At 61.8% G+C, this 24,106-nt stretch carries 27 protein-coding genes; 5 read left to right on the top strand and 22 right to left on the bottom strand.

Annotated features, from left to right (window positions below; translation table 11 throughout):
- Window positions 1–79: 79 nt before the first annotated feature.
- The 3 genes from ATY29_RS15310 to ATY29_RS15320 form a co-directional block, all read right to left on the bottom strand.
- Window positions 80–937 (bottom strand): MOSC domain-containing protein, encoded by an 858-nt coding sequence (locus ATY29_RS15310; RefSeq protein ID WP_097536814.1) that lies wholly within the window; start codon window positions 935–937, stop codon window positions 80–82.
- Window positions 938–1,064: 127 nt separating this feature from the next.
- Window positions 1,065–1,709, bottom strand: coding sequence for an HD domain-containing protein (locus tag ATY29_RS15315; protein ID WP_003574240.1), 645 nt, complete (start codon window positions 1,707–1,709; stop codon window positions 1,065–1,067).
- A 153-nt stretch (window positions 1,710–1,862) separates the two neighbouring features.
- Window positions 1,863–3,764 (bottom strand): putative bifunctional diguanylate cyclase/phosphodiesterase, encoded by a 1,902-nt coding sequence (locus tag ATY29_RS15320; protein ID WP_097536815.1) that lies wholly within the window; start codon window positions 3,762–3,764, stop codon window positions 1,863–1,865.
- A 433-nt stretch (window positions 3,765–4,197) separates the two neighbouring features.
- Here ATY29_RS15320 and ATY29_RS15325 point away from each other — a divergent pair, with 433 nt between their 5' ends.
- The gene (locus ATY29_RS15325; RefSeq protein WP_097536816.1) at window positions 4,198–4,539 is read left to right on the top strand and encodes a hypothetical protein; all 342 of its coding nucleotides are present in this window, start codon (window positions 4,198–4,200) and stop codon (window positions 4,537–4,539) included.
- Window positions 4,540–4,665: 126 nt separating this feature from the next.
- The gene (locus ATY29_RS15330) at window positions 4,666–5,181 is read left to right on the top strand and encodes a superoxide dismutase family protein (RefSeq protein ID WP_003574235.1); all 516 of its coding nucleotides are present in this window, start codon (window positions 4,666–4,668) and stop codon (window positions 5,179–5,181) included.
- 27 nt (window positions 5,182–5,208) lie between these two features.
- Here the strand turns inward: ATY29_RS15330 and ATY29_RS15335 are convergent, their stop codons facing one another.
- From ATY29_RS15335 to ATY29_RS15370, 8 genes are all read right to left on the bottom strand, one after another.
- Window positions 5,209–6,090, bottom strand: coding sequence for a mechanosensitive ion channel family protein (locus tag ATY29_RS15335; RefSeq protein ID WP_003574233.1), 882 nt, complete (start codon window positions 6,088–6,090; stop codon window positions 5,209–5,211).
- Between the two features lie 58 nt (window positions 6,091–6,148).
- On the bottom strand, window positions 6,149–6,679 hold the full coding sequence (locus ATY29_RS15340; RefSeq protein ID WP_025415779.1) for a tyrosine phosphatase family protein: 531 nt from the start codon (window positions 6,677–6,679) through the stop codon (window positions 6,149–6,151).
- Window positions 6,676–7,284, bottom strand: a complete 609-nt coding sequence (locus tag ATY29_RS15345; RefSeq protein WP_003574231.1) for a YfbR-like 5'-deoxynucleotidase — start codon at window positions 7,282–7,284, stop codon at window positions 6,676–6,678. Before ATY29_RS15345 ends, ATY29_RS15340 begins: the two co-directional genes overlap by 4 nt.
- Window positions 7,281–8,135, bottom strand: coding sequence for a CAF17-like 4Fe-4S cluster assembly/insertion protein YgfZ (gene ygfZ, locus ATY29_RS15350; protein ID WP_097536848.1), 855 nt, complete (start codon window positions 8,133–8,135; stop codon window positions 7,281–7,283). The genes ATY29_RS15345 and ygfZ overlap by 4 nt, the downstream gene beginning before the upstream one ends.
- Before the next feature lie 89 nt (window positions 8,136–8,224).
- Entirely contained in the window at window positions 8,225–8,977 is a 753-nt protein-coding gene (locus ATY29_RS15355) for a hypothetical protein (RefSeq protein ID WP_025415781.1), read from the bottom strand.
- An 18-nt stretch (window positions 8,978–8,995) separates the two neighbouring features.
- Entirely contained in the window at window positions 8,996–9,253 is a 258-nt protein-coding gene (locus ATY29_RS15360) for a hypothetical protein (RefSeq protein WP_003574226.1), read from the bottom strand.
- Window positions 9,254–9,356: 103 nt separating this feature from the next.
- Entirely contained in the window at window positions 9,357–9,803 is a 447-nt protein-coding gene (locus ATY29_RS15365) for a TIGR02301 family protein (protein ID WP_003574223.1), read from the bottom strand.
- Between the two features lie 104 nt (window positions 9,804–9,907).
- Window positions 9,908–10,357 carry an NUDIX hydrolase gene (locus ATY29_RS15370; protein WP_003574221.1) on the bottom strand — a complete coding sequence of 150 codons (450 nt, stop codon included), beginning with the start codon at window positions 10,355–10,357 and terminating at the stop codon, window positions 9,908–9,910.
- Between the two features lie 77 nt (window positions 10,358–10,434).
- On the opposite strand from ATY29_RS15370, the gene ATY29_RS15375 reads away from it, so the two are divergent.
- Both ATY29_RS15375 and ATY29_RS15380 read left to right on the top strand, forming a co-directional pair.
- Entirely contained in the window at window positions 10,435–10,755 is a 321-nt protein-coding gene (locus ATY29_RS15375) for a YnfA family protein (protein WP_097536849.1), read from the top strand.
- A gap of 41 nt (window positions 10,756–10,796) precedes the next feature.
- Window positions 10,797–11,561, top strand: a complete 765-nt coding sequence (locus ATY29_RS15380; protein WP_025415783.1) for an SOS response-associated peptidase — start codon at window positions 10,797–10,799, stop codon at window positions 11,559–11,561.
- 36 nt (window positions 11,562–11,597) lie between these two features.
- On the opposite strand, the gene ATY29_RS36900 is transcribed toward ATY29_RS15380, so the two are convergent.
- The 5 genes from ATY29_RS36900 to ATY29_RS15400 form a co-directional block, all read right to left on the bottom strand.
- Window positions 11,598–11,744, bottom strand: a complete 147-nt coding sequence (locus ATY29_RS36900; RefSeq protein ID WP_003574218.1) for a hypothetical protein — start codon at window positions 11,742–11,744, stop codon at window positions 11,598–11,600.
- A 287-nt stretch (window positions 11,745–12,031) separates the two neighbouring features.
- Complete coding sequence (pssA, locus tag ATY29_RS15385) at window positions 12,032–12,877, bottom strand: CDP-diacylglycerol--serine O-phosphatidyltransferase (RefSeq protein ID WP_003574216.1); 846 nt, start codon at window positions 12,875–12,877, stop codon at window positions 12,032–12,034.
- Between the two features lie 26 nt (window positions 12,878–12,903).
- Window positions 12,904–13,710, bottom strand: coding sequence for a phosphatidylserine decarboxylase (locus ATY29_RS15390; RefSeq protein ID WP_310855719.1), 807 nt, complete (start codon window positions 13,708–13,710; stop codon window positions 12,904–12,906).
- A gap of 25 nt (window positions 13,711–13,735) precedes the next feature.
- Window positions 13,736–15,613: an ABCB family ABC transporter ATP-binding protein/permease gene (locus tag ATY29_RS15395; RefSeq protein ID WP_003574214.1), complete on the bottom strand. Its 1,878-nt coding sequence runs from the start codon at window positions 15,611–15,613 to the stop codon at window positions 13,736–13,738.
- 197 nt (window positions 15,614–15,810) lie between these two features.
- A complete protein-coding gene (locus ATY29_RS15400; RefSeq protein WP_097536818.1) occupies window positions 15,811–17,877 on the bottom strand; it encodes a LysM peptidoglycan-binding domain-containing protein in 2,067 nt (688 codons plus the stop codon).
- A gap of 155 nt (window positions 17,878–18,032) precedes the next feature.
- Here ATY29_RS15400 and ATY29_RS15405 point away from each other — a divergent pair, with 155 nt between their 5' ends.
- On the top strand, window positions 18,033–18,656 hold the full coding sequence (locus tag ATY29_RS15405; RefSeq protein WP_003574211.1) for an LOG family protein: 624 nt from the start codon (window positions 18,033–18,035) through the stop codon (window positions 18,654–18,656).
- A 36-nt stretch (window positions 18,657–18,692) separates the two neighbouring features.
- On the opposite strand, the gene rarD is transcribed toward ATY29_RS15405, so the two are convergent.
- The 6 genes from rarD to ATY29_RS15435 all read right to left on the bottom strand — a co-directional run bounded on the left by rarD (window position 18,693) and on the right by ATY29_RS15435 (window position 23,908).
- Complete coding sequence (gene rarD, locus ATY29_RS15410; RefSeq protein ID WP_025415787.1) at window positions 18,693–19,607, bottom strand: EamA family transporter RarD; 915 nt, start codon at window positions 19,605–19,607, stop codon at window positions 18,693–18,695.
- A gap of 170 nt (window positions 19,608–19,777) precedes the next feature.
- On the bottom strand, window positions 19,778–21,391 hold the full coding sequence (cimA, locus tag ATY29_RS15415; protein WP_097536819.1) for a citramalate synthase: 1,614 nt from the start codon (window positions 21,389–21,391) through the stop codon (window positions 19,778–19,780).
- Between the two features lie 123 nt (window positions 21,392–21,514).
- The gene (gene pip / locus ATY29_RS15420) at window positions 21,515–22,477 is read right to left on the bottom strand and encodes a prolyl aminopeptidase (protein ID WP_003574203.1); all 963 of its coding nucleotides are present in this window, start codon (window positions 22,475–22,477) and stop codon (window positions 21,515–21,517) included.
- The gene (locus ATY29_RS15425) at window positions 22,474–22,950 is read right to left on the bottom strand and encodes a GFA family protein (protein WP_025415789.1); all 477 of its coding nucleotides are present in this window, start codon (window positions 22,948–22,950) and stop codon (window positions 22,474–22,476) included. Before ATY29_RS15425 ends, pip begins: the two co-directional genes overlap by 4 nt.
- Complete coding sequence (locus tag ATY29_RS15430; RefSeq protein ID WP_003574201.1) at window positions 22,947–23,435, bottom strand: GFA family protein; 489 nt, start codon at window positions 23,433–23,435, stop codon at window positions 22,947–22,949. Before ATY29_RS15430 ends, ATY29_RS15425 begins: the two co-directional genes overlap by 4 nt.
- The gene (locus tag ATY29_RS15435; protein ID WP_025415790.1) at window positions 23,432–23,908 is read right to left on the bottom strand and encodes a GFA family protein; all 477 of its coding nucleotides are present in this window, start codon (window positions 23,906–23,908) and stop codon (window positions 23,432–23,434) included. Before ATY29_RS15435 ends, ATY29_RS15430 begins: the two co-directional genes overlap by 4 nt.
- Window positions 23,909–24,106 lie beyond the last annotated feature (198 nt).

Consider the following 24,106-nt stretch of genomic DNA (forward strand, 5'->3'; position numbering starts at 1 on the left):
ATTCCTGTGCTCGTCACAGGAATGAGGGAGAACGTTGCAGCGCGTGCGGAAGAAAGCAGCCTGCGCATTTCGACTCGACCTATCGCCGTGCACGAACCTTCAACGCCCAGCCCTCTGGCCTCTCTTCGACGACGCGGACGGTGTCGCCGATCTTAATCCTGCCGTTGCCGCGTGGTGTGACGTTCCAGCCGAAAAGCGGGCCGGGCACGCGCCGGTCGGCCGACATGCGGATGCGGCCCATGGCCGGCATCGGGTTCGGCACCTCACGTGAACCGGTCAGCTGGTCCTGCGTCGTCATGATGCAGCGCGAGCAGGGTTTGACGAGATCGAAGCGGATGCCGGATATTTCGATCGCCGCCCAGCGGTCCTCCGGCCAGGCCTCATCGATATCGATGACGATATTCGGCCGGAATCGTTCCATGCCGACGCTGCCTTCGCCATGGGCGGCAAGATCAACGTTCAGCGCCTTCAGCGAGCCGGTCGTCGTTACTAGGATCTGGTAGCCGTCGGTAAAGGTGACCGGCGTGCCTTCGCCGGCCCATTCGGCATTCGCCGTCCGCTGCGCCTGCCCATCGAAGAAGACCAGGCGCACCTCGCGGCCGAGCCATTCGGAAAGCTGCCGGTTGCTCTCGGGATCGGCGACGGCGGCGCTGACCGTCGATTTCCACACGGTCACATCCATGCGGCTGTCAGGCCGCGGTGGCGGCACCGATATCTCCTGTTTTCCCTCCATTAGCATCCGAAATGCGCCCGGTTCCGGGCGCAGCTCGATGCGCGCGAGATCCGGCGATTCGCGCTGGGTGATGAAATGGCCCTTGGGATCGGTGATCATCGCCCGCCGGTCGCCGTGAAGCCCGTAGGCGTCGATGTCGGCCGAAGGCAGTGCAATACCGCGGGCGCTCTTGAGCGGGTAAATAAAGAGGTCGCTGATACGCATACCCGTTCTCCTGGTTTCGTCCCCTGTTGCATGTCGCCCGGAAGTGTGCAGCGGTTCCGGGATAACGACATGCATAAAAACAAAGAGCTAAAGCGCGTCACGTGAGGCAAATTTAATGCGACGCGCTTTAGATTTCGCCCATGAAGTCCGAGAGGAAATCGCGCAGGCTCTTGTCCCGCGCGGCTGCCAGCCTGCGGCCGGTCTCGGTCTGGAATCCGTCCGCCAGTTTGAACAGCTTCGTCTGGAAATGGTCAATAGCGTAACGCTTGTCATCGAGCGGACGGTTTTCTGCCGCCGGGTCGAACGGATCATAGAGGCCAGAGCCCAGTCGGCCAGCGATATAGAAGCAGCGGGCGGCGCCGACCATGCCGATTGCGTCCAGCCGGTCGGCGTCCTGCAGGATCTTCGCCTCCAGCGTTTGCGGCGCAACCCCGGCCGAGAAACTATGCGCGGTGACGGCGTGAGCCACATCTTCGATATCCGCCGCTCTCCAGCCGAGTTCTGCCAGGATTGCCGATGCTTTTTCCGCCGCCAGAGCCGATGCTTTTGCCCGCAGCGGCGAATTCTTCTCGACGGCGACGCAGTCGTGCAGCATTACGGAAGCGGCAAGAACTCGCCCGTCGCCGCCTTCTTCAGCGTGGATGCGCATGGCGTTGCGGAAGACGCGCAGGATATGGGCAAGATCGTGCGAGCCGTCGTCGCCATCGGCCGCGTGGGCAATCAGCGCCGCTGCGAGCGTTTCATGAGGGGAGAAGGCTTGGGCTTCGAACATTGCGCCACCTTAGGACGGGGGATCGTTTTCCGTCGACAGAGCATCGGAGCGGAAGCGGATATGGATCTCGGTCAAAGCACGCGACAACGAAGGCTCGGGGACCGTTGCCGGATTTTGTAGCGGCTTGCCGTGCGAGTCGCAATTGAGGCTGGCTCAGCGTCTGGCTTCGCGAGAATGCAGCTCGCCGCCGTTCTGCAATAGGGAGAGAAGGTTAGGCACGTCAGGCGCCGGTCTCGGCGGACTGATGTGATAACCCTGGATCTCGTCGCATTCCTCGCGTTCGAGCAGCGCCAACTGCGCGGCCGTCTCGACGCCTTCGACAGTGACGCGCATGCCGAGCGCATCGCCAAGCAGGATGATCGCGTGCATGATCGCATGCGCCTCCTTGTTTTCGACGATGTCGTAGACGAAGGATTTGTCGATCTTGATCTTGTCGAAGGGGAAACTCGAGAGATAGCTCAGTGAGGAATAGCCGGTGCCGAAATCGTCCATCGAGATGCGGATGCCGCGCTCCTTAAGCGCATGCAGGATCGGCAGCACCTCGCTGAGATTTTCCATCAGCACGCTCTCGGTAATTTCAAGCTCGAGCCGCGACGGCGACAGCGCCGCGGCGGCAAGCGCCTCGCTGACATCCTGCGTGAGGTCGCTGCTGCTGAACTGGATCGCCGAAACGTTGACGGCGACCTTGATGCCCTCCGGCCATTGCGCCGCATCGCTGCAGGCCCGGCGCAAAACCCAGCGGCCGATATCGACGATGAGGCCGACTTCTTCGGCGAGCGGAATGAAATCCATCGGCGCAACGCGGCCGCGGATCGGATGGTTCCAGCGGATCAGAGCCTCGAAGCCGCAGATGCGGTGCTGCGAAAGGTCATAGAGTGGCTGGTAATGCAGCTCGAATTGCTCTCTCTCAACGGCTGCCCTGAGGTCTGCCTCGAGGGCATGGCGCAGCTGCATCTGCGCTTCCATCTCGCCGGCGAAGAAGCGCTCGCGCTTACGCCCGTCCGCCTTGGCGTGCGACAGTGCCACAGCGGCATTCTTCAGCAGGATATCGGTTTCCTTACCATCATCAGGGGCAATTGCGATCCCCATCGAGACGCTGAGCTCCACCTGTTTTTCCCCGTGCAGGATGGGCTGGGAGAGCTCACGGCGGATCTGCTCGGCCAGCACCGTCACGTTCCGTGGTTGCTGTCTGCCTGTCTGCAGGATGGCGAATTCATCCGAGCCGAGACGCGCCAGGGTGTTTTCCGAACCGGCCGAGGCTCGGATGCGCTCGGCGACCTGCTGCAGGATCTTGTCGCCGACTGACACGCCCATCGTGTTGTTGATCAATTTGAACCGGTCGAGATTGAGGTGAACAAGCGCGATCTGCTCGTTCGGCTTGCGCTGTGCGAGCGCCGCATCGACCTGCTCGCGGAAATGGATGCGGTTCGGGAGGCCGGTCAGCGGGTCGTGGTGTGCGAGATAGGTGATGCGCTCGGCCGCCTCCCGATCCTCGGTAATATCGGCATGAATGGCGATGCTGCTGCCGTCGGCAAGGATGGTCACCATGCTCTGGACGATGCGGCCGTCGTCCATCAGCCATTCGCGCCGCCGGATATTGCTGCTTGTTGCGGTCGCAGAGGAGTGCCGCCCGGCCCGGCGGGCAGCTTTGGCGCCGGCCCCCTCTGCGCCGCGCATTTTGTCGATGAGATCGGCAATGGTCGCGCCGGCGGTGACATCGTCCTGCGTCAGGCCGAAGAGCTGACCGAAGCGAATGTTGGAAAGCGTCAGCCGCTGGTCTGCATCGAAGACGCTGAGTCCGAGTGGCAGGTTGTTGAAGATGATTTCGAAGAGTCTCTGCTGTCCGTCGAATGCCTGACTGAGGGCTGACATATTTCCGCGCAGCCGGTGGTTCTCCCGCAGCAGCGTTTCAGCACATCTTTCGATCTCGTCATAATCGCTTTCATGGACGCGATAGGTCGCAATAACAAGCTCCATAAGACGCTGCGCATCGACCGATCCATCGGCCGTAACCGCCTGGCTGCATTGCTGCCAGAAGAGCGCTTCAGCTTTCATGTGGGAGCCCCTGCGGGGCGGCTTCGACCATGGTCTCCGTCCGTTGATGGACGTACCTCATCGCATTGAAAGTACTCCCTAAAGTGCCCATCAAATTGATTTTTCATAATTTAAACGTCCAGGTGGTGTCTTATTCCGCTCATTCTGGATGGGTTGGATTAATATTCGGTTGCAGTGCAGCAGCGGCAACACCTCGTTAGGCGTTTGTTTTATATGTGAAAAATCGCTGAAATACCGCAAGCCTCTTCGCCTATTTCAGGCGGGTGTTCTGCCTCAGGCCATTCCGTTAACGGTTGTCAATCATCGTTAATGAGAAGTTAACAACTTATTGACGCACCGCGCAAATCAGTTTAACCAGCGAGTCAATCAGTGATTTTCCACGTTCGTATTGCGTACAAACACCACCGACAAAAGGCGGTGAATGGAGGTTTGTATGGCCAGCACCACATCCGTTTCCGACACTTCATATGCCTATCTGGCGACACTCTCGCGGCTTGATGCCAATGGCGATGGTGTCCTCAGCCGCGGCGAACGTGCCGCCGATAAGAGGCCCGGCATCATCAAGGAACTGCTGGAAGAGGACGCCACCAGCGAGACGCAGCCGAAATTTTCCGGCAGCCTGATTGCGCTGATGATGGACTCGCGTGACAACAATACTGCAAGCAAAATCGCCGTTCCCTATCCGTTGCAGCAGATGGCGCCGATATCAGCCGATCAACCGGACGATCTCTATCGCAACACTTACGGCCAGTTCGACTTCAACGCCGTCGCCTGAACCATTCTCGAATAGGGTCATCTGCAAGCCGGCCGTTTGGCCGGCTTTGTCGTGTAAGCGTCCTTGATCAGGAACACCTTCCCGGTTGATACGTTCAGAAGGACAACCGCACGGAAGGAGACCTCCATGAAAGCCATGTGCACCATCGCCGCCCTGAGCCTGCTTGCCGTTGTATTGCCGGCAGGTGCTCAGGACAAGCAGACGGCGGTCGCCAATTTCGTCGGCAAGGACGGCAAGGAAGACGGCCGCGCGCAGCTGACAGCTGCCGCCAGCGGCGGTGTCCTGATCGAGGTCGAAATATCGGGGCTGCCGGCAAACAAATGGGTCGCTTTCCATGTTCATGAGACCGGCCGCTGCGACGCCGCAACCCACCACGAGTCGGCCGGCGGTCACTTCAATCCTGAGAAGGCCGAGCACGGCATCCTGGCGGCCAAGGGTCCACACGCCGGCGATCTGCCCAATCAATATGTCGGGCAGGACGGCATTCTCAGGGCGCAGGTCTTCGACAGCATGGTCACGCTCGACGGCAAGACCGACGGCATTCGCGGCCGCGCATTGATGGTGCACGCCAATTCGGATGATTATCGCAGCCAGCCTTCGGGTGATGCCGGGGAAAGACTGTCCTGCGGCGTCATTCAATAGCCTGCTGCATATCCCTGGACCAATATCTCACTGCCGCGTCGGTGCCGGCTTCTCCGCCGCCGCCCGGCCGTTGGACGTTTTTGCCGACGCGGCGTTCGGCGCATCCGGCACCGCGGCCGGATTGTTCTCGTCGAAGGCGAGTTTTACGCGCTTTGCCATGTCACGGCTAACCGTCCACCAGTCACCGGTCTTCGCCCAGTAGCGCAGCGTCACGAAGGTGGCGCCGTCGCCGGGACTATCGATGAAGACGCTGGGTTCCGGTGACGTCAGTACCCGGGAGTCGGCTTTGGCAAGGCCCATCAATGTTTCCATCGACCGATCGATGTCGTCCTCTACCTTGATCTTCAACTCGTTCCGCCGCGTCGCCTCGCGGCTGAAATTGGTAATCGGCGTATTCCAGAGCGTCGAATTCGGCGCCAACCGGTAGAGCCCGTCGGCGGTCCTGAGTTCGGTCGCAAACAGCCCGATTTCGCGCACCGTGCCGGCCACGCTGCTGGTCTCGATATATTCCCCGACCCGGAATGGCCTGAGTATCAGCAGCATGATGCCGGCGGCGATATTCTGCAGCGTTCCTTGCAGCGCCAGCCCAATCGCCAGGCCGGCTGCGCCGAGGGCCGCGATGATTGAGGCGGTCTGGACGCCGAACTGACCGAGCACGGTGATGAATACCAGGATGAGCAGCGCATAACGCAGCACATTGGTGAAGAATCGCGCCAGCGTCTCGTCGATGCCATGGACGCGTGACAGGCCTTCATAGGCCCAGCGGCTGGCAAAACCGGCGAGCGCCCAGCCGAGAACGAGCAGGATCACCGCCCCGAGCACGGAGAAGGAATATTGCACCGCCAGCGCGCTCGCCTGGCTGAGCGCCGTTTGCGTGGCGAGAAGGACGTCGGCTGCCTGTTGTTGCATGATCTGGCCCTGTCGGTTGTGCGTGGTCGGGGCCTAGATGGTGCGGCTGGCGGCAGCGTCAACCGCAGGCGGGCTCTCCGATCGCAAGCACGAACGGCGCGTTGCCGTCGGCATCGGCACCGCGTCCGATCGCCCGCACCGCCGCAACCAGCCGGCCGCCGCGGTCAAGCAGGGTGTCGCCGATCTCGATCAGCCGGGCATTTGGAGTCGCGAAAGGCGAGGCGGTCCGCAGCCGGCGGGCAAGGCTTTCCTCGCTCTGATCCGGCGCGAGCGAAAGGGCTGCGATCAGGGCTGCGGCGGGCGATCGCGACACGCCCATCCAGCAATGGATGAGCAGCGGCGTCTCCTGCCGCCACGATGAGGCAAAGTCGATAATCCCCCGCACATGCGTCTCGTCGGGCGCCACCAGGCCGCCGGTGCCCTTGAAGGTGATGTCGTTCATCGCAAGCGTCAGATGACGGTCAGCCGCGATCACGCCCGGTCGGTGAAAGGCCTGTTCCCTGGCGATCAGGCTGATCATGTCGCGTGCCTTGTGCCGCACCGCCATCTCGGCGATGCGCGACAGCGGTGAGACGATGATGAAGCTCACGACACCAACTCCCGCTCGGTCTCGATCGCCGCGAAGCGCTCGCAGAACAGCCGCTGTGCTTCGACTGCCGGCAGCGGCTCGATCATCAGCATCTCCCTGCTGACGCCGCGCGGCTGGCCGAAGAATTTTTGCGCCTCGGCGGGTGTGAAGCCGGCGAGCACTGTCGCCTCGAAATAGGCGGCGATCGTATCGGCCTTCTTGATCCGCTCCTTGAGGTCGCGTGAGGGATGCGGCGGTAGGCCGAAGCGCAGGTGCACAGCTGCCTCCAGCCGCTTTTCCACCGTCTTGTAGCCGCCGCCGACCACCGATTTGAACGGCGAGATCATATCGCCGATCACATATTCGGGCGCATCATGCAGCAGCGCCATCAGGCACTCCTGCGGGGACGCATCGTTGAAGCGGCGGAAAATGTCTTCGACGACGAGACTGTGCTGCGCCACCGAAAAAGCATGATCGCCCGATGTCTGGCCGTTCCAGCGGGCGACACGCGCCAGCCCATGGGCGATGTCGATCAGTTCGACATCCAGAGGCGAGGGATCGAGCAGGTCGAGCCTGCGCCCGGAGAGCATGCGTTGCCAGGCACGCGGAGCTTTCGCCACTGTCACGCGCTGGCCTCGTCGGCGCTGGTGGGAAAGGTAAGGCCGGACCATGCGGGCAGGACAAGGGAAACGGGTGTTTCGCCGGCGAGCAGCGGCGTGGCTGAGGCCATTGCTGCGCCAGCGCGGTCGATGCGCACGATCGCCAGTCCATGGTCGCCTTCGACCGAACCGAGTGTGCCCACAGGCTTGCCGGCGGCGGTGATCTCCGTGCCGCTCTCCGGCAGTGCCGTTGCGGCAGAAACGGTCACGACACGCCGGCGCGCGGTGCCGCGGTGCTGCATGCGCGAAACGACCTCCTGGCCGACGTAGCAGCCTTTCCGGAAGGACAGGCCGCCGTTGATATCCATCAGTAAGTCATGCGGGAAGGCGTCCTGCAGGGCGAAGTCCGATCCTGACGTGACGATGCCATGGCTGATCCGCAGCGCGTCGTAGAGCGCTTCTTCACCATCGCCGTGTTTGCCGGGCTGACGTATCAACGTAACACCTGCCTTGACGAAGCGACAGTCACGGACGCCCTGGCCGTCCTGAACACCCTCGGCACCTTCGCCCCAGGAAACGGTGACACCCTCTTCGGTACGCGGCGCCAGCGTGACGGCGGCGCGCAGTTTGTACATCGTCAGCCGCTTCAACAGGCCATCGCGCTGATCGGTATCCGTTTCGATCGTGTAGCCGTCACCTTCCAGCCAGATCATGAAGTCGAACAGGATCTTGCCTTGCGGCGTCAGCAGCGCCCCGGGCCGCGCCTCATCCGCCTCGAGCGAGATGATATCGGTGGTGATCAGGTTCTGCAGGAAGGATTGAGCTTCCGCGCCGCTGATAGAGAGAAGTGAGCGGTCTTTCAGGAATACAGCTGGCATGGCGGAACCTGTCGCGTTGGTCATCGCTCAGAGGTATGTCTTCATGAGATGGATCGCAAGCGCCATACGAGACGCGTAAGCGACGTGGGTCAATCACCCGCCGTGAAGAACTTCCATTTGCCATCAGGCTTAATGCCGAGGCGGTAGAAATTATATCCGCCGAATTCCTGCATGTCGGAAAGATCGCCAGCGGTGACGATGCGCAGCAGCTCGACGCGCTCCGGCGGCGTCAGCGACTTGAGGTCCTTCTCGGCGAAATAGGGCCAAACATACATCTCGTCTGCCGTACCCTGGCCGACATGCACGAAGCCGGTCGAGACGATGTCGAGCATGATGGCGAGGATCTCATCTCCGTCAGGATCGCCCGAAAGATCCTTCAGCGTGCCGATCGGATCGTCCGTGGGCTCGCCCACAGTCACCTGCGTCTGCTCGGTGCCGGTGCCCATCAATGGCCGCAGCCGTTCGAGATCGCCGGAGGCGGCCGCCTCGACAATCTGCTCGCGCATCTTGCGAACCGGCTCGGGCACCTTGTTGATGTCGTAAATCACCTCGACGGGCTTGGATGCCTCCTGAGCGCCGGGCGTCTTGTCGACACCCTGATTGTTCTGGACCAGCGGATCGGCCATGGGAACGCCTGAAGTGGTCCCGCCCTGCGGCTGGCTCTGTCCCTGAGCGCTTCCTGGCGCGGCGGGCGCGTCGTTGGCCGCCTGGCCGGGGATCTTGTGCAGTTCGGAAAGCGCGTGGGCTGCCGGCGCGAGGGAGATATTGCCGGCGGTGAGGCTGAACGCAAGCAGCACCGGCGCGAGCGGAATTCGCGAAACTTTCTCTTTACCGGTGCGCATTAAACTCTCTGATATCGATTATTGCAGGGTGCGGTTCGCGGAAAATTCGCCGGCGAGCATGCGCTCACGCAGCGAATCAAGCAGGGCTTCGGCGCTGCTTTCCCCGTGCAATCTGATGGTCTCTCTCAATGCATGCGCAATAGCGGCATCAGCGATGATCTCAGTCTCGATTCCGTCGGCCATACCGTCGGCCCAAGCCTCGTTCTGGTATTCCAGAGCCGCCTGCATCTTTTCGTGGACGATCATGTCGTCGATCTCGTTGAGGCTTGCTTCCATTGTCTTTTCCTCAAAACTTCTCATGTCTTACTGCACCGTTAACAACACTAACAGCCTTTTCCCAAAACGACACGTCCACATGCGAAAACAGGTTAATTAAACGTCAATTTCCAAAACGCGAGGTAATTTCTGTGGCAAGTGTTGCACCTTCGTTACGGTAGCGCTCTTCTGCCACGATGGCCGCTACGGTGCAATCCGTATAGACAGAGGCGAAGGCGCGGTAGCCTCGATTGAAGGCCGCAGTGAGCTTTTCCCTGCGCTGCTGCTCGCCCCCAGTCTCCGAATCGAGCAACTGCTGCATGCCGTTTCGCCACTCGTCGCCACCTGCCGCCTTGCAGAGCGTTCTGAGATAATGCACCGAACCCAATACCTCAGCGAGACGCGCCAGCTTATCGTCATAGGGCACGGTGACGGCTGGCGGCGGCGCAATCTCCTCCTGCTGAGGCGGCGTATTCTTGCCCCCCTGCGCCATGGTGGGGCCGGCGAGCACGAGCAGGAGCAAGAAAACGCGTCGAACGGGAATCATGCTCATAGTTGATATGCTGAGCATGACGGCAACAAGGCGCGCCCGATAATTTCCACTTCTATTCGCAGCCGCCAGAGCATGATGCCGAAAAGTGTGAGCGGCTTTCGGACGACATCATGCCCTAACTCTTAATCCAGAACAGCATATGCGGCCTTTCCGGCCGAATCATCCTGTTCTAACCGCTCCGCGCATTCGAGCACGCTCTGCGGCACGGGCAGCCGCCGGATCTCTTCCACCGTGTACCAGCCAAGCGCCGCCGCATCGTCGGCGGCTTCCGCCACCAGCTCCCGATCCGCCTCGACGCGAAAGACCGACAGGAAGAAGTGGCTGCTGAGGCTGCCATCGGCCGCATGCGTCTTCAGGTCATAGGTCGAAAACAGCTGGGGATTGCGCACCGAAATGCCGGTTTCTTCGCGAAATTCGCGCAGCGCCGTTTGCTCCGGCGTTTCGCCCGGTTCGGCGCGGCCGCCCGGAAAGGCATACATGTCGGCGGAAGGCGGGTTGCGCCGCAAAACCAGAAGGAATCGTCCATCGCGTTCGAGAATGGCGGAGGAGGCGGCTTTGGCGGTGGAGATCATGAGATGGCTCTTGCTGTGATGGCTCATCCTACCCGATGAATACCGCCGAAGAAATGCGAGGCTCGAAAGGTGCTTCCGTGACCTACATCATCTACGCCTTCGCCGCGGTCTTTGAGATCGCCGGCTGCTTCGCCTTCTGGGCGTGGCTGAAACTTGGAAAGCCAATCTGGTGGCTGGCACCGGGCATGGTCTCGCTGGCGCTTTTCGCCTGGTTTCTGACGCTGGTGCCGAGCGAGGCAGCCGGCCGCACCTTCGCGGCTTACGGCGGCATCTACATTGTCGCTTCGCTGCTATGGCTCTGGTTGGTCGAAAGCCGCATGCCTGATCGCTACGACGTCGGCGGGGCGCTGATCTGCCTTGCGGGAACGAGTATTATCCTCTTTGGGCAGAGAGGCTGAGGCGCCTTGACCGGACTCAAACCGGGTGCAAAGACAAGCCGATGTGTGGACGTTTCGCCCTGACAAACTCCAGCGCCGACCTGCGCGAATTTTTCTCCGGCGTCGATCTCGATGAATTTCCGGCGCGCTACAATATCGCGCCGACGCAGCCGATCCTCGTCGTCATGGCGGGCGAGGGCAGGGAGCAGGGCAGCAACTTGGCCGACCGGCGTGCCGTGCTCGTGCGCTGGGGCCTGACGCCGGGCTGGGTCAAGGACCCGAGGGACTTCCCGCTGCTGATCAATGCGCGATCCGAAACCGCGATCGGCAAGGCCTCCTTCCGGGCGGCCATGCGCCACCGCCGCGTACTCATTCCGGCTTCCGGTTTCTACGAATGGCATCGCCCGCCCAAGGAAAGCGGCGAGAAGCCGCAAGCCTATTGGATCAGGCCGCGTCAGGGCGGGGTCGTCGCCTTTGCCGGGTTGATGGAGACGTGGTCCTCGGCTGATGGTTCCGAAGTCGATACCGGTGCGATCCTGACGACATCGGCCAATGCGGGCATATCGGCCATCCACGATCGCATGCCTGTCATCATCAAGCCCGAGGACTTCTCGCGCTGGCTTGATTGCAAGACGCAGGAGCCGCGCGAGGTGGTCGACCTGATGCAGCCCATTCAGGAGGATTTCTTCGAGGCCGTCCCGGTCTCTGACAAGGTCAACAAGGTCGCCAATATGGGACCTGACCTGCATGAACCGGTGGTGATCGAAAAGCCGCTGAAGACCCCCGAGAAGCAAAGGCCTGACGGCGGCCAGCTTAGTTTCTTCTGAACGCTATCGGCCGCTTTCCTTGCTCGCGGCGATGCTTCAAGCGGATTTCTTGACGCTCGTCGGCTTGTTCTTCGCCATTAGCGATGCCGCGGCAACGGCCTTGAGACCAACGGGGCGATAGTTGGCGGCGAGATCCGGCTTAGCCGTCTGCTGTTCGCCGGTACTACTCTTCTTCGAAGTCACGGATACTCTCCTTACGTGGTTCTTCCCAGGTATTTTGTATTTTGAAGTTTCATCACGAATAGCGACAAAATGGGGACGCAGCTTATCAGGATTTGTAAACGCGCACCATAATTCGCGAGGCTTAACTGAAGCCTACGTTGGTTAATACTTACTGAAGGGGAGGGTTCCAATAAAATTGCGCAGCCGTTTTTCCCCGGGGAAAAGCGCGCAACAGTTTTCCCGCGAATGCGGGCAGTGAAGAGAGAAGGCATTTCCATCACCCGAGGAGATCAGGAAATGCGCCCGCGTCAGATGTGCCGGCCGATATCGTCGTCGCCGACGCCAGGTTCCTCGATCGTCAGCGTCCCGTACTTCCGGCGCCATTTCCGCGCGCCGAAGGGAAGCGAGATGAGGTAGGCGGCAACGGTGAAGACCATCACCTCCCAGGTGTAGCTCATCAGCAGAGCCACATAGAGCACGACGCCGAGCATCATCGGCAGCACGAGATCGCGCCGCAGCCGGTTGCCTTCCGATTTGCCCGACCAGACCGGTAGCCGGCTGATCAGCAGGAAGGCGATGACGACGGTGTAAATCGACGAGACATAGGCGAAGGTGCGGTCCGTCGCCAGGCCGAGGAAGCCGAGATAGACCGGCAGCAGCACCAGCATGGCGCCGGCCGGTGCCGGCACGCCGACGAAATATTCCGATTGCCAGCTCGCCTTGTTCTCGCGTTCGGCCATGACGTTGAAGCGGGCAAGCCGAAGCCCGGCGGCGATCGCATAGATCAGCGCGGCGATCCAGCCGAGCGAGCGCGCCTGGTCGAGTGCGAAGACATAAACGACGAGGGCAGGGGCGACGCCAAAATTGACGATATCGGCAAGCGAATCCATCTGCGCGCCGAACTTCGAGGTCGCCTTCATCAGCCGCGCTACGCGCCCGTCGATGCCGTCGAGGAAGGCGGCGAGCAGCACCATGGCGACGGCGAGCTCGTAACGGTTTTCGAAAGCCAGCCGGATGCCGGTCAGCCCGGCGCAGATTGCCAGAATGGTGATTAGGTTCGGAAAAACGAGACGGAGCGGGATTTCACGCAGGCGCGGGCCGCGGGCGGAGTCATCCGGACCATTGGGCTCGAAAGGCGGAAAGGGCGTTTCCATATCGCGTTCCAATCTGAAGCTAGAGTTTAGCTGCGGCGGCTGATGATGGGACCCTTGGTGGAGGCGAATTCGGCAATCACAGTTTCGCCGGCAATCGCCACTTGGCCGAGCGAGACGCGTGGCGCCGCACCGGCCGGCAGGAACACGTCGAGCCGCGAACCGAAACGGATCAGCCCGAAACGCTCGCCGGCATCGACAGGCTCGTTGGGGTTTGCCCAGCAGAGGATGCGCCGCGCCACGAGGCCGGCGATCTGGACGACGCCGATCTGGCCATGGCGGGTTTCGATCACCAGCCCGTTGCGTTCATTGTCCTCGCTCGCTTTGTCGAGCTCGGCATTGACGAAGCTGCCGGAGCGGTAATTGATGCTGACGATGCGCCCGCGCATCGGCGCCCGGTTCACATGGCAGTTGAAGACGTTCATGAACACCGAGATGCGCAGCATCGGCTCGGAACCGAGGTTGAGTTCGCCCGGCGGGGTGACCATCTGGATCGCAGAGACCTTGCCGTCTGCGGGAGAGATCACCAGATCGTCGTCCTGCGGGGTCACGCGTTCGGGATCGCGGAAGAAATAGGCGCACCACAGCGTGAAGATCATGCCTATCCAGAAGAGAGGCTTGAAGATCCACCCGAGGATCAGCGACGCGACGAAGAAGGCGGCAACGAAGGGATAACCCTCCTTGTGCACGGGGACGATCGTGTTGCGAACCGTGTTGAACAGGCTCATGCTGCCGGTCTCCTTGCGTTGTCGTTTTTTGCTGGTTAGCGAAAAACCGTCTCCGGGGCAATGCTGTGGCCCCAGACCTGGTTCCGACGCCGCAGTTCTGAACAACAAAAGCTTGGCCGCTGTCGCTCCCCGCTCAGCTTGCCGGGGCTAGCCGCGTGATTACGCCAAGGTCGTCGCTTTCGCGCACCTGCTTCAGATGTTCCTCCGCCTGTGTCGCCTCGCGCTGGCGGTTCCACATCGAGGCGTAGAGACCGTTCCGCTCGAGCAGGGCGGCATGCGTCCCGCGTTCGGCGATCTCGCCGCTTTTCAGCACGATGATTTCGTCGGCGCCGATCACCGTCGACAGCCGGTGGGCGATCACCAGCGTCGTGCGGTTCTTCGAAACCACGTCGAGCGCTGTCTGGATTTCCCGTTCCGTCGTCGTGTCGAGCGCTGATGTCGCCTCGTCGAGGATCAGGATCGGCGGCGCCTTGAGAATGGTGCGGGCGATGGCCACGCGCTGCTTTTCGCCGCCCGAAAGCTTGAGCCCGCGCTCACCGACCTTGGTTTCGAAACCCTCGGGCAGTGTCTCGATGAAATGAGCGATCTGTGCCACCTCGGCCGCTGCAAAGACCTCGCCATCGCTCGCCGATGTGCGGCCGTAGCGGATGTTGTAGGCGACGGTATCGTTGAAGAGCACGGTATCCTGCGGCACCATGCCGATCACCGAGCGCAGGCTCTTCTGCGTCACCGTTCGGATATCCTGGCCGTCGACGGTGATCGCGCCGCCCTGGATGTCGTAGAAGCGATAGAGCAGCCGCGACAGGGTCGATTTGCCGGCGCCCGAAGGGCCGACGACGGCAACCGTCTTGCCGGCCGGCACCTCGAAGGAAATGCCCTTCAGGATCGGACGGGCAGGGTCGTAGGCAAACTGCACGTCTTTGAAGGCGATCGCGCCCTGGCCGATGCGAAGCTCGGTCGCATCGGGCGCGTCCTTGACCTCGGCCTTGACCTCCAGGAGATCGAACATCTGCTCGATGTCGGTCAAGCCTTGACGGATTTCCCGGTAGACGAAGCCGATGAAGTTGAGCGGCGCGGAAAGCTGCAGCAGCATCGAATTGACGAAGACGAAATCGCCGACCGTCTGCTCACCACGTTGCACGGCCAGCGCCGACAGCACCAGCATGATCGTCGTGCCGATACCGAAGATGACGCCCTGGCCGAAGTTCAGCCAGCCGAGCGAGGTCCAGACATCGGTCGCCGCCTTCTCGTAGCGCTCCATCGATTTGTCGAAGCGTTTTGCCTCCATCTCTTCGTTGCCGAAATATTTGACGGTCTCGAAATTGAGGAGGGAGTCGATCGCCTTGGTGTTGGCGTCGGTATCGCTGTCATTCATCGACCGGCGGATGGCGATCCGCCAATCGGACGCGCGGATCGTGAACCAGATATAGGCCCAGACGGTAAAGGCGGTGACCGCGAGGTAAGAGAAGCCGTAGCCCCACCAGAAGATCGCCGCCGTCAGCAGGAATTCGATGACGGTCGGCACCGAATTGAGGATCGTGAAACGCACGATCGTCTCGATGCCCTTGGTGCCGCGCTCGATGATGCGTGACAGGCCGCCGGTCTTGCGCTCCAGATGGAAGCGCAGCGACAGCTCGTGCATATGCACAAAGGTCCTGAAGGCGAGCTGGCGCACGGCGTGCTGCCCGACGCTGGCAAACAGCGCGTCGCGCAGCTGGTTGAGGCCAAGCTGGATCAGGCGGGTGATGTTGTAGGCGATCACCAGGGCGATGGCGCCGGCCAAGAGCGGCGGCACCGAGCCGGCCAGATCCATCCTGCCGTTCAGCGCATCGGTCGACCATTTGAAGAAATAGGGAACCAGCAGCAGGACGAATTTAGAGATCAGCAGGAAGACCGAAGCCCAGACGACGCGCATCTTGAGGTCGGGCCGTCCGGCCGGCCACATATAGGGCCAGAGGTTGAGAAGCGTTTGCAGCAGGTTGGATTCAGAGACTGTCTTGCTGTTTGCCATGCGTGTCTCCAGCCCGGTTGGGCTTGCCGCGGTCGCGCGCTTCGATACCGGCAAGAGCGCGAAACCGGGATATGCCCGAAGCGCTTCCCCCGCCACCGCCAAATAGGATGCCGGGCAGATGAATACAACAAGTGCGGGGTTCAGGAAAAGAGAGGCCGGGCGGTTATCCCGCCCGGCCTCGTCATGTTGTTTGGCGCTTAGAGACGCTGGTGGGACATGCGCTTGCGGTGCAGTTCTTCGGCGTTCGGCAACGCATCCTTTGGCAGGCCGAAGATCTGGCCGGGGCGGATGCGATCCGGATCGATGATCTTGTCCTCGTTGGCGATGTAGATCGTCGTGTAGCGAACGCCGAGGCCATAGGTACGGCGAGAGATCTGCCACAGCGTGTCGCCGCGGCGAATGATCACCGCCGCGTTATTTGCCGTCAGTGGCGCCTGTTCGATCGTCTTCGGCTGGTTGCCGACAGCCTCGTTTACGGCCGGTGCCGTGGCCGCGGGCGCAGCCGGGGCGGGGGATGGCGAGAGTTCGGCGATCATAGCGCCGAGCTTCTCGAGTGCTGCGCCGACGGATTTTGCATCCGTCGGCAGACCCTGCAGCACTGTCAACGCGTTGGTCGCGGTCTGGGAGGCGGAGCCGGATGCCTGCTTGAAGGTATCGGGCGCGTCTACCGCCGGGCGGAAGTCGGCGAGTGAGCGCAACGCGAATTCCGTTGCCGAGCGCGCCGCCGCAAGCTGTTCGACGCCGGGCAGCTTGCCGTCGGCAAACAATCCCTTCAGCAGGCCGAAGGCCTTGCCGGCTTCGGCCTTGCGCTTGCCGAGTTCGCCTTCGTCGAGCGGCACCATCGAGGAGGCACCGTTCGCGTCGGCGGGGACGGATTGCGCGGCGACCCTGACCTGATCGCCGGCCGGGCGATTGAAATTCACCGCGGCGCGCACGATCACCTTGCCGGCGGGATCGACGACATCGACGCGGATCTTGTGGTCGCCCACCGAGAGCGCCACCACGCCGTCGATAATGAAATGGCCATCAGAACCCGCCGTGTCCTGGCCGACAAGGCTGTCGTCGGCATAACCGAGGACCTTGGCGTGGGCGCGCGTCGTGCCGGCGATGAAGATCTTGTTGCCTTCGATCTCGACGGCATTGACCATCACATCGGGCGCATTCGACTTGTCGGGTTCTGCGCCGCCGGGAATGGCCGGTGCAGTGGCCACACTGGAGGCGGCGGCAGTGAGATTAGGCGTCTGCAGTGCCAGTTCGCCGGTTGGCGCAACTATTGCACCAGGTGCAGCCAAGCTTTCGCCCGCTGCCGGCTTGTCGCCAGCCGGCGCCATCGGGTTGGAGGCATCGGCGACTTCGGTACCGGCCTTGGGCGCGGTGATGATGCGGCTTGCCGCGCCGGGTTTGGAGACCATGGCGAGCAGATTGGCGCCGTTACCGTCCTTCGGCACGGAAATGGTCGCGACTTCTTCGGAAAGTGTGCTCTTGCCGTCCTTGCCGGTGAACTTGAGTACCAGCTGGTGGTCGCCCGCCGGCAGCGGATCGTCAAGCACGGCGGCGAAATCGCCGCTCGCATCGACATCGGCAGTGGTCACCACCTTCTCGCCGTCAAGCACTTCGAGCTTGCCGTTCGGTTCGGCCGAGCCGGCAATCACGGTCGAGCCGTCGGGTTCGACGCGCAGCACGTCGAAAGCCGGAAGCTTTGGCCCGCTGTTCTCCGCTGCCGCATTCGCCGCAGCGGCGGCAGATGCGGGCGCTCCTCCGGTCAGCGCAACTTCGGCCTTGGCGATCGCGGCCAGCGCATCGGCGACATTGTCAGGCAGCGATTGCACGATGGCGAGCGCCTTTGCCGCGCCATCGCTAGCCTTGGCGGCGAGAGCCTGGGTCGCGGGATCGAGGCCATCGGGGATGGTGAAATCGGCAAGCGCCTTCAGCGCACCGACCGCTTTGGTTTTGGAGGCGGTGAGCGCATCTGCGGCCGGCCCCTTGCCGTCGGCAAACAGTGTCCTAAGTTCGCTAAGCGAAGTGCCGGCGTCGGCGGAGAGGCGGCCCACCTTTTCGGCGACCGCAGCCGAGTCGGCCACGGCGGAGCGTGATGTCTTTGCCGACTCGTTAACCGTGTTCTTGAGGTCCGTGCTGGCCTGGTTTATGGCATCGCCGACTTTGTTGGCATCGCCGCCGATACGCGGCATGACGAAAAACACCATCAGTAGGATTGCGATTACGAGCACTGCAAGGGCCAGCAAGCCGGCACGGTTCTTCATCATTATGTCTCCCAAGGCGGCAATTTGCCGTAGTAACCAAAATTGCTAGCGATTCCCGTTGCTTTTCACAAGCATTCAAAGCAATTAGGCAAGCTAGACACGCTGCTTTTCAGTCAATTTTCTTGACTGCATTGAAATGGAATAGTTGTTTCGCCTCCATGACCGACCAATCTGTATCGATTCGATCCATCTGCGTTTACTGCGGCTCAAGGCCGGGACGCGATCCCTCTCACATGGCGGCCGGGCGTGCTCTCGGAAGAGAGATCGCCGAATACGGCCTGCGCCTCGTCTATGGCGGGGGCACCAAAGGCATCATGGGCGCGGTTGCAAGCGGGGTGCTTTCAGGCGGCGGTCAGGTCACCGGCATAATTCCCGAATTCCTGATCGATATGGAAGCGACTCGCCACTCGCTCGGTCAGCTCAACGAACTTATTGTAACCCCTGACATGCATGCGCGCAAACACACGATGTTCGAGCGTTCCGACGCTTTCGTCGCGCTGCCCGGCGGCATCGGCACACTGGAAGAGATCGTCGAGATCATGACCTGGGCGCAGCTCGGCCGCCACGAAAAGCCGATGGTCTTTGCCAATATCAACGGGTTCTGGGATCCGATGATGGAACTGATGCGCCATATGACCGATGAAGGCTTCCTGCACACCGCCCACCGCGTGCAGCCGCTCGTCGTCGACGAGATCTCCGGCATCATTCCGGCGATCATGGCCCAGGCCGCCCAGCTCGCCGCCGATCGTGACGGCGAGGATGAGGTGATTTCGAAGATGTAGGTGGACGGACGGCGGGCGTCTCCTGCGCGCGCGGGTTCAGCGCCCGCGGCTTCCCTTCAGCATCGACCAGCTATAGAGGAACAGCCCCGCCCAGATTAGCGGGAAGGCGATCATGCGCGCCGTGCCGAGCGGTTCGTGAAAGACAAACACCGCGATCAGGAAGATCATCGTCGGCGCGATATACTGCATGATGCCGATCGTCGACAGTTTTAGGAGCTTGGCGCCGTTGGCATAGATCATCAGCGGCACGGCGGTAATGACGCCGCAGCCGAGCAGCAGCGTCGTGTCGGCAAGGCCGGTGCGGTAGAGATGGCCCTGGCCGCTGCCGAATTCGAGATAGAGGATATAGAGGAGGGCAGGCCCGCTGAGGATCAGCACTTCGAGGAAAAAACCCTGGTTCGGCCCGAGCGGCAGCGTCTTGCGCAGTAACGCATAGAAACCCCAGCTGATGGCCAGCGTCAGCGCCACCCACGGAATGCCGCCGCTATCGAAGGCGAGAATGGCAACGGCAAGCGCTGCCAGTGCGATCGCCGCAATCTGCAGCGGCTGCAGCTTCTCCTTCAGCAGTACCGCGCCGAGGAAGATGCTGAACAGCGGATTGATGAAATAACCGAGTGCTGCGTCGAGCGAATGGCCGGCGCCGATCGCCCAGACATAGGTGCCCCAGTTGACGGTGATCAGCGACGCCGTCAGCGCTGCCATCGCCAGCATGCGCGGCGAGCGTAGCGCCGTGGCGATATCGCTCGTGCGTCCAAGCAGGATCAGCACGATGCCGGCGAGCGGCAGCGACCAGACGATGCGGTGGGCGATCACCTCGGCCGGCGAAATATGCGCCACCGCCTTCATGTAGATCGGCAGGAAGCCCCAGAGCAGATAGGCAGTCAGCGCGAAGGCGAAGCCGCGCGGACTGTCTTCGTTCTTGGCCAAAGAAACGGATGCATCGGTCGACATCGGGTGTTTCCATCTTTGTTCTTCTTCTGATCCGGCCTAGCTTAAGCGCCGTGAATAGGCCAATTCATTTCTTTGAATGAAGGGTGAGGATTTGAAGCGGAAACGGGGCAAGGGACGGATGATGGCGGCCAAAGCCGGCATCGCCTTCTGGCAGGACCGAGCGGAATAACTTATTCCGCCGCGATCTTTCCCGCCAACTGCCGGTTCTTCATCAGCTTGTAGATTACGGAATCCATTAGCGCCTGGAACGACGCGTCAATGATGTTCTCCGAAACGCCGACCGTCCACCAGCGCACGCCGTCGCTGTCGGTGGATTCGATCAGTACGCGCGTGATTGCCTCCGTGCCGCCATTGAGGATACGCACTTTGAAATCGGCGAGCACGAGATCGTCGATTTCATGCTGATACTTTCCGAAATCCTTGCGCAGCGCCAGATCGAGCGCGTTGACCGGGCCCTCGGCATCGGCAACCGACATCAGCGTCTGGCCGTCGATGGTGATCTTGACCACTGCTTCGGACACGATCTTCACACGGCCAAGACTATCGAAGCGGCGCTCGACCATCACCCGGAAGCCTTCGATGGTGAAGAATTCCGGGATAGTGCCGAGCGTGCGGTGCGCCAGCAATTCGAAGCTCGCATCGGCGCCCTCATAGGCATAGCCGATGGACTCGTGTTCCTTGACGATAGACATCAGCAGGTCGAGCTTCGGATCGTCCTTGGCGACGGTAATGCCGCGTCGCTTCAGCGCATTGATGAAGTTCGCCTTGCCTCCTTGGTCTGACACCATGACCTTGCGGAAATTGCCGACGCTCTCAGGCGGCACGTGTTCATAGGTGCGCGGGTCCTTGATCAGCGCCGAAGCATGGATGCCGGCCTTGGTGGCGAAGGCGGAAGCGCCGACATAGGGCAGCTGGTGATCGGGCGAGCGGTTGAGCAACTCGTCGAAGGCATGCGAGAGCCGGGTGAGGTTGAGCAGCCGCTCCTCGTCGATCGCCGTTTCGAAGCGTGTGTTGTAAGCGCTTTTCAGCGCCAACGTCGGGATCAGCGTCACCAGATTGGCGTTGCCGCAGCGCTCGCCGATGCCGTTCAGCGTGCCCTGGATCTGCCGGACGCCGGCTTCGACTGCGGCGAGTGAATTGGCGACCGCTTGGCCGGTGTCGTTATGGGCATGGATGCCGAGACAGCGGCCGGGAACACCTGAAGCGATCACCGCCTCGACGATCGCGCGCACCTCCGGCGGCTGCGTGCCGCCATTGGTGTCGCAGAGCACGATCCAGTGGGCGCCGCTTTCATAGGCGGTTTTCGCGCAAGCCAGCGCATAGGCCGGATTGGCCTTGAAACCGTCGAAGAAATGCTCGCAATCGACGATCGCCTCCTTGCCGGCGCCGACCGCCGCCTTGACGCTTTCGGCGATGCTTTCGAGGTTTTCTTCATTGGTGCAGCCGAGCGCCACCGCGACATGATAATCCCAGCTCTTGGCGACGAAACAGATGGCGTCGCTTTTCGCCTGCAGCAGCCCGGCAAGACCGGGGTCGTTGGAAACCGAAACGCCCGCCCGCTTCGTCATGCCGAAGGCGACGAAGCGGGCCTGGCTGGTACGCTTCTCGCTGAAAAAGGCGGTATCGGTCGGATTGGCGCCGGGATATCCGCCCTCGACGTAATCGATGCCGAATTCGTCGAGCATCGCGGCGATCGCAATCTTGTCCTCGACGGAAAAATCGATGCCGGGCGTCTGCTGCCCGTCCCGGAGCGTCGTGTCGAAGAGGTAGATGCGTTCTTTCATGTCGTTTCCTCCCGGCGAGCGGGTGTTGTTGGAATGCGAATGCTGCCCCTCATCCGGCGCAGGACACGTCCCCTCTCCCCGCGCGCGGGGAGAGGGCTAGGGTGAGGGGCTGTCCCCGAATTTTCAGTCCGGTTTCCCGGCAAATCCATCCGTCGCCCGGATCAGCCGATCGAGAATTCCGGGCTCCGAATAGGCATGGCCCGCACCCTCAATCAGGTGGAATTCCGCCTTCGGCCAGGCCTTGTGCAAGAGCCAGGCATATTTTGCCGGGCAGGGCATGTCGTAGCGGCCATGCACGATGACACCGGGAATATCCTTGAGCTTGACGGCATCGCGGATCAATTGGCCCTCGTCCATCCAGCCGGCATTGACGAAGAAATGGTTCTCGATGCGGGCGAAAGCATAGGCGAATTCCGCCTCCTCGAACTTGCCGCTTGTCGAAGGTTCGGGCAGCAGCGTGATCGTTTCGCCTTCCCAGATGCTCCAGGCCTGTGCGGCTGCAAGGCGCACGGACCGATCCTCATGCGTCAGGCGGCGATGATAGGCATGCATCATCTCATGTCGCTCCTCCGGCGGAATGGGAGCGATGAAGCGCTCCCATTTATCCGGGAACATTTCCGAGACGCCGAACTGATAGTACCAGTCGAGCTCGGCCTTGGTCAGCGTATAGATGCCGCGCAGAATGAGTTCGGAGACGCGTTGCGGATGCGCCTCGGCATAGGCGAGCGCCAGCGTCGAACCCCAGGAACCGCCGAACACTTGCCAGCTGTCGACGCCAGCCATTTCCCGCAGCCGCTCGATATCGGCGACGAGGTGCCAGGTCGTGTTGGCGTTGAGATCCGCATGCGGCGTCGACCTGCCGCAGCCGCGCTGGTCGAACAGCATGACGTCGTAGAGGGCGGGATCGAAAAGCCGGCGATGGGTGGGCGAGAAGCCGCCGCCGGGGCCGCCATGCAGGAAGACGGCCGGCTTGGCGCCCGGCGTTCCCGAGCGCTCCCAATAGATCACATGGCCGTCGCCGACATCGAGACGGCCTGAGGCATAGGGTTCGATTTCGGGATAGAGCGTGCGCAGTCTCTCGGTCATATCTTCACGCCTTTCGCGGGCCAGACTGATGTATCGTGGTCGGGATGCTGGAAGGAGATGATCGCCTCCTGCCGGGCGTAGAAATCCGGGTCCTTATGAACAGGTGCTGCGAAGATCTCCTCGACCCAGGGCAGGCGGGCATCGTAATTCACCTGGACCTGCGGTGCGAGATCGCTGCGGTCGTCGAAGGTGCCGATCGCAAGCTCCAGCCCGCCCGGATGGCGATAGGTCATCGGCGTGCCGCAATTGCTGCAGAAGCCGCGCTCGATATTGACCGAGGACTGGAAATAGCTCGGCTCGCCGCGCGTCCATTCCATCCCCTCCTCAGGCGCGGTGACGAGCGCGGAGAAGAAGCCGCCGAACTGCTTCTGGCACATGCGGCAATGGCAGATCGAGGGCCGCCCGAGTGCGCCTGATATGCGGAAGCGCACGGCGCCGCACTGGCATCCGCCTGTTCTGATTTTATCCGTCATAGGGTTTCTCCGGGGGGCCAGCTTTTCGTATCATGGTCGGGATGCTGATGATTGCTTGCAGCGATCGCATCTTCGCGGTCGGACGTGTCTGGCTCCGGTTCCAGCGGCAGGCAGTCGATCGCGTGAAACCAGGACATCTTGCGGCCTGTATTCGACTGCATCACCGGTTTGACTGCATCGGGATCATCCAGCGAGCCGAGCGCGATGTTGATGAAATCCGTCTCCGGAATATCGTAAAACAGCGGCGTGCCGCAATCGCCGCAAAAGCCGCGCCGCACGAGATCGGACGAGCGGAACCATTTGGGCTCCCCACGCGTCAGCTCGAAATCCTCAAGCTTGGCCGCAGCAAGCGGTAGGAAATAATTGCCGGCCGCCTTCTGGCACATGCGGCAATGGCAGATATGGGGATAGCCGAGTTCGCCGCGGGCGCGATAACGAACCGCGCCGCACTGGCATCCGCCGGTATGCCCTGCCGTTTTCGTCATGCGCGATCCTCCGGTGGCCAGACTGGCGTATCGTGGTCGGGGTGCTGATAGGAAACCAGTTCGTGCAGGAACGAACCTGCCGTGAGATCCGCCTCGGTTCGCTCTGCGGGCAGCTCATGCAGGTGGTCGACGAAGCCGATCTTGCCTTCGACACCCCATTGGATGGTCGGCGGAAGCAACGACGGATCGTCGAATGCGCCCGCGGCAACCGCCATTCCATCCGGCGCCTCATAGGTCAGCGGCGTGCCGCAGTCACCGCAGAAACCGCGCTCGACGAAATTCGATGAGCGGAAGGACTTGCGCTGCCCCCTGGTCCATTCGAACTCCATCCCGCGCACGGAAACCAGCGGTGCATAATAGGCCCCGAACGCCTTCTGGCACATGCGGCAATGACAGATCGACGAATCCGCCGGTGTCCCCCGCGCCCGAAACCGGATCGCCCCACATTGGCAGCCGCCGGTGTAGGTGGTCATGGCAGATTCCTCCACCGGGATTCCAGGCTGGGCGCCAAGACCCCTCCCAACCCTCCCCACAAGGGGGAGGGCTCTCTCGTGGCGCCGCCTTCATTTCCGCTTGGAATACTTGCAATTGCGGTGAAGTCGCTTCGGAGCAGTGCCGCACCGTAGCCCCTCCCCCTTGTGGGGAGGGGTTGGGGAGGGGTTTTGACCCAA

It is taken from the genome of Rhizobium hidalgonense, assembly GCF_002914525.1.
Lineage (GTDB): Bacteria > Pseudomonadota > Alphaproteobacteria > Rhizobiales > Rhizobiaceae > Rhizobium > Rhizobium hidalgonense.

Bases quoted from the DNA above. Each gene is read 5' to 3' on its own strand.
- ATY29_RS15395 (WP_003574214.1), bottom strand. From the start codon at position 15,613: ATGGCAAACAGCAAGACAGTCTCTGAATCCAACCTGCTGCAAACGCTT.
- ATY29_RS15380 (WP_025415783.1), top strand. From the start codon at position 10,797: ATGTGTGGACGTTTCGCCCTGACAAACTCCAGCGCCGACCTGCGCGAA.
- ygfZ (WP_097536848.1), bottom strand. From the start codon at position 8,135: ATGCCAGCTGTATTCCTGAAAGACCGCTCACTTCTCTCTATCAGCGGC.
- ATY29_RS15370 (WP_003574221.1), bottom strand. From the start codon at position 10,357: ATGATCTCCACCGCCAAAGCCGCCTCCTCCGCCATTCTCGAACGCGAT.
- ATY29_RS15435 (WP_025415790.1), bottom strand. From the start codon at position 23,908: ATGACCACCTACACCGGCGGCTGCCAATGTGGGGCGATCCGGTTTCGG.
- ATY29_RS15405 (WP_003574211.1), top strand. From the start codon at position 18,033: ATGACCGACCAATCTGTATCGATTCGATCCATCTGCGTTTACTGCGGC.
- pip (WP_003574203.1), bottom strand. From the start codon at position 22,477: ATGACCGAGAGACTGCGCACGCTCTATCCCGAAATCGAACCCTATGCC.
- rarD (WP_025415787.1), bottom strand. From the start codon at position 19,607: ATGTCGACCGATGCATCCGTTTCTTTGGCCAAGAACGAAGACAGTCCG.
- ATY29_RS15330 (WP_003574235.1), top strand. From the start codon at position 4,666: ATGAAAGCCATGTGCACCATCGCCGCCCTGAGCCTGCTTGCCGTTGTA.
- ATY29_RS15355 (WP_025415781.1), bottom strand. From the start codon at position 8,977: ATGCGCACCGGTAAAGAGAAAGTTTCGCGAATTCCGCTCGCGCCGGTG.
- ATY29_RS15430 (WP_003574201.1), bottom strand. From the start codon at position 23,435: ATGACGAAAACGGCAGGGCATACCGGCGGATGCCAGTGCGGCGCGGTT.
- ATY29_RS15325 (WP_097536816.1), top strand. From the start codon at position 4,198: ATGGCCAGCACCACATCCGTTTCCGACACTTCATATGCCTATCTGGCG.
- pssA (WP_003574216.1), bottom strand. From the start codon at position 12,877: ATGGAAACGCCCTTTCCGCCTTTCGAGCCCAATGGTCCGGATGACTCC.
- ATY29_RS15360 (WP_003574226.1), bottom strand. From the start codon at position 9,253: ATGGAAGCAAGCCTCAACGAGATCGACGACATGATCGTCCACGAAAAG.
- ATY29_RS15310 (WP_097536814.1), bottom strand. From the start codon at position 937: ATGCGTATCAGCGACCTCTTTATTTACCCGCTCAAGAGCGCCCGCGGT.
- ATY29_RS15425 (WP_025415789.1), bottom strand. From the start codon at position 22,950: ATGACGGATAAAATCAGAACAGGCGGATGCCAGTGCGGCGCCGTGCGC.
- ATY29_RS15320 (WP_097536815.1), bottom strand. From the start codon at position 3,764: ATGAAAGCTGAAGCGCTCTTCTGGCAGCAATGCAGCCAGGCGGTTACG.
- ATY29_RS15335 (WP_003574233.1), bottom strand. From the start codon at position 6,090: ATGCAACAACAGGCAGCCGACGTCCTTCTCGCCACGCAAACGGCGCTC.
- cimA (WP_097536819.1), bottom strand. From the start codon at position 21,391: ATGAAAGAACGCATCTACCTCTTCGACACGACGCTCCGGGACGGGCAG.
- ATY29_RS15365 (WP_003574223.1), bottom strand. From the start codon at position 9,803: ATGCTCAGCATATCAACTATGAGCATGATTCCCGTTCGACGCGTTTTC.
- ATY29_RS15315 (WP_003574240.1), bottom strand. From the start codon at position 1,709: ATGTTCGAAGCCCAAGCCTTCTCCCCTCATGAAACGCTCGCAGCGGCG.
- ATY29_RS15400 (WP_097536818.1), bottom strand. From the start codon at position 17,877: ATGATGAAGAACCGTGCCGGCTTGCTGGCCCTTGCAGTGCTCGTAATC.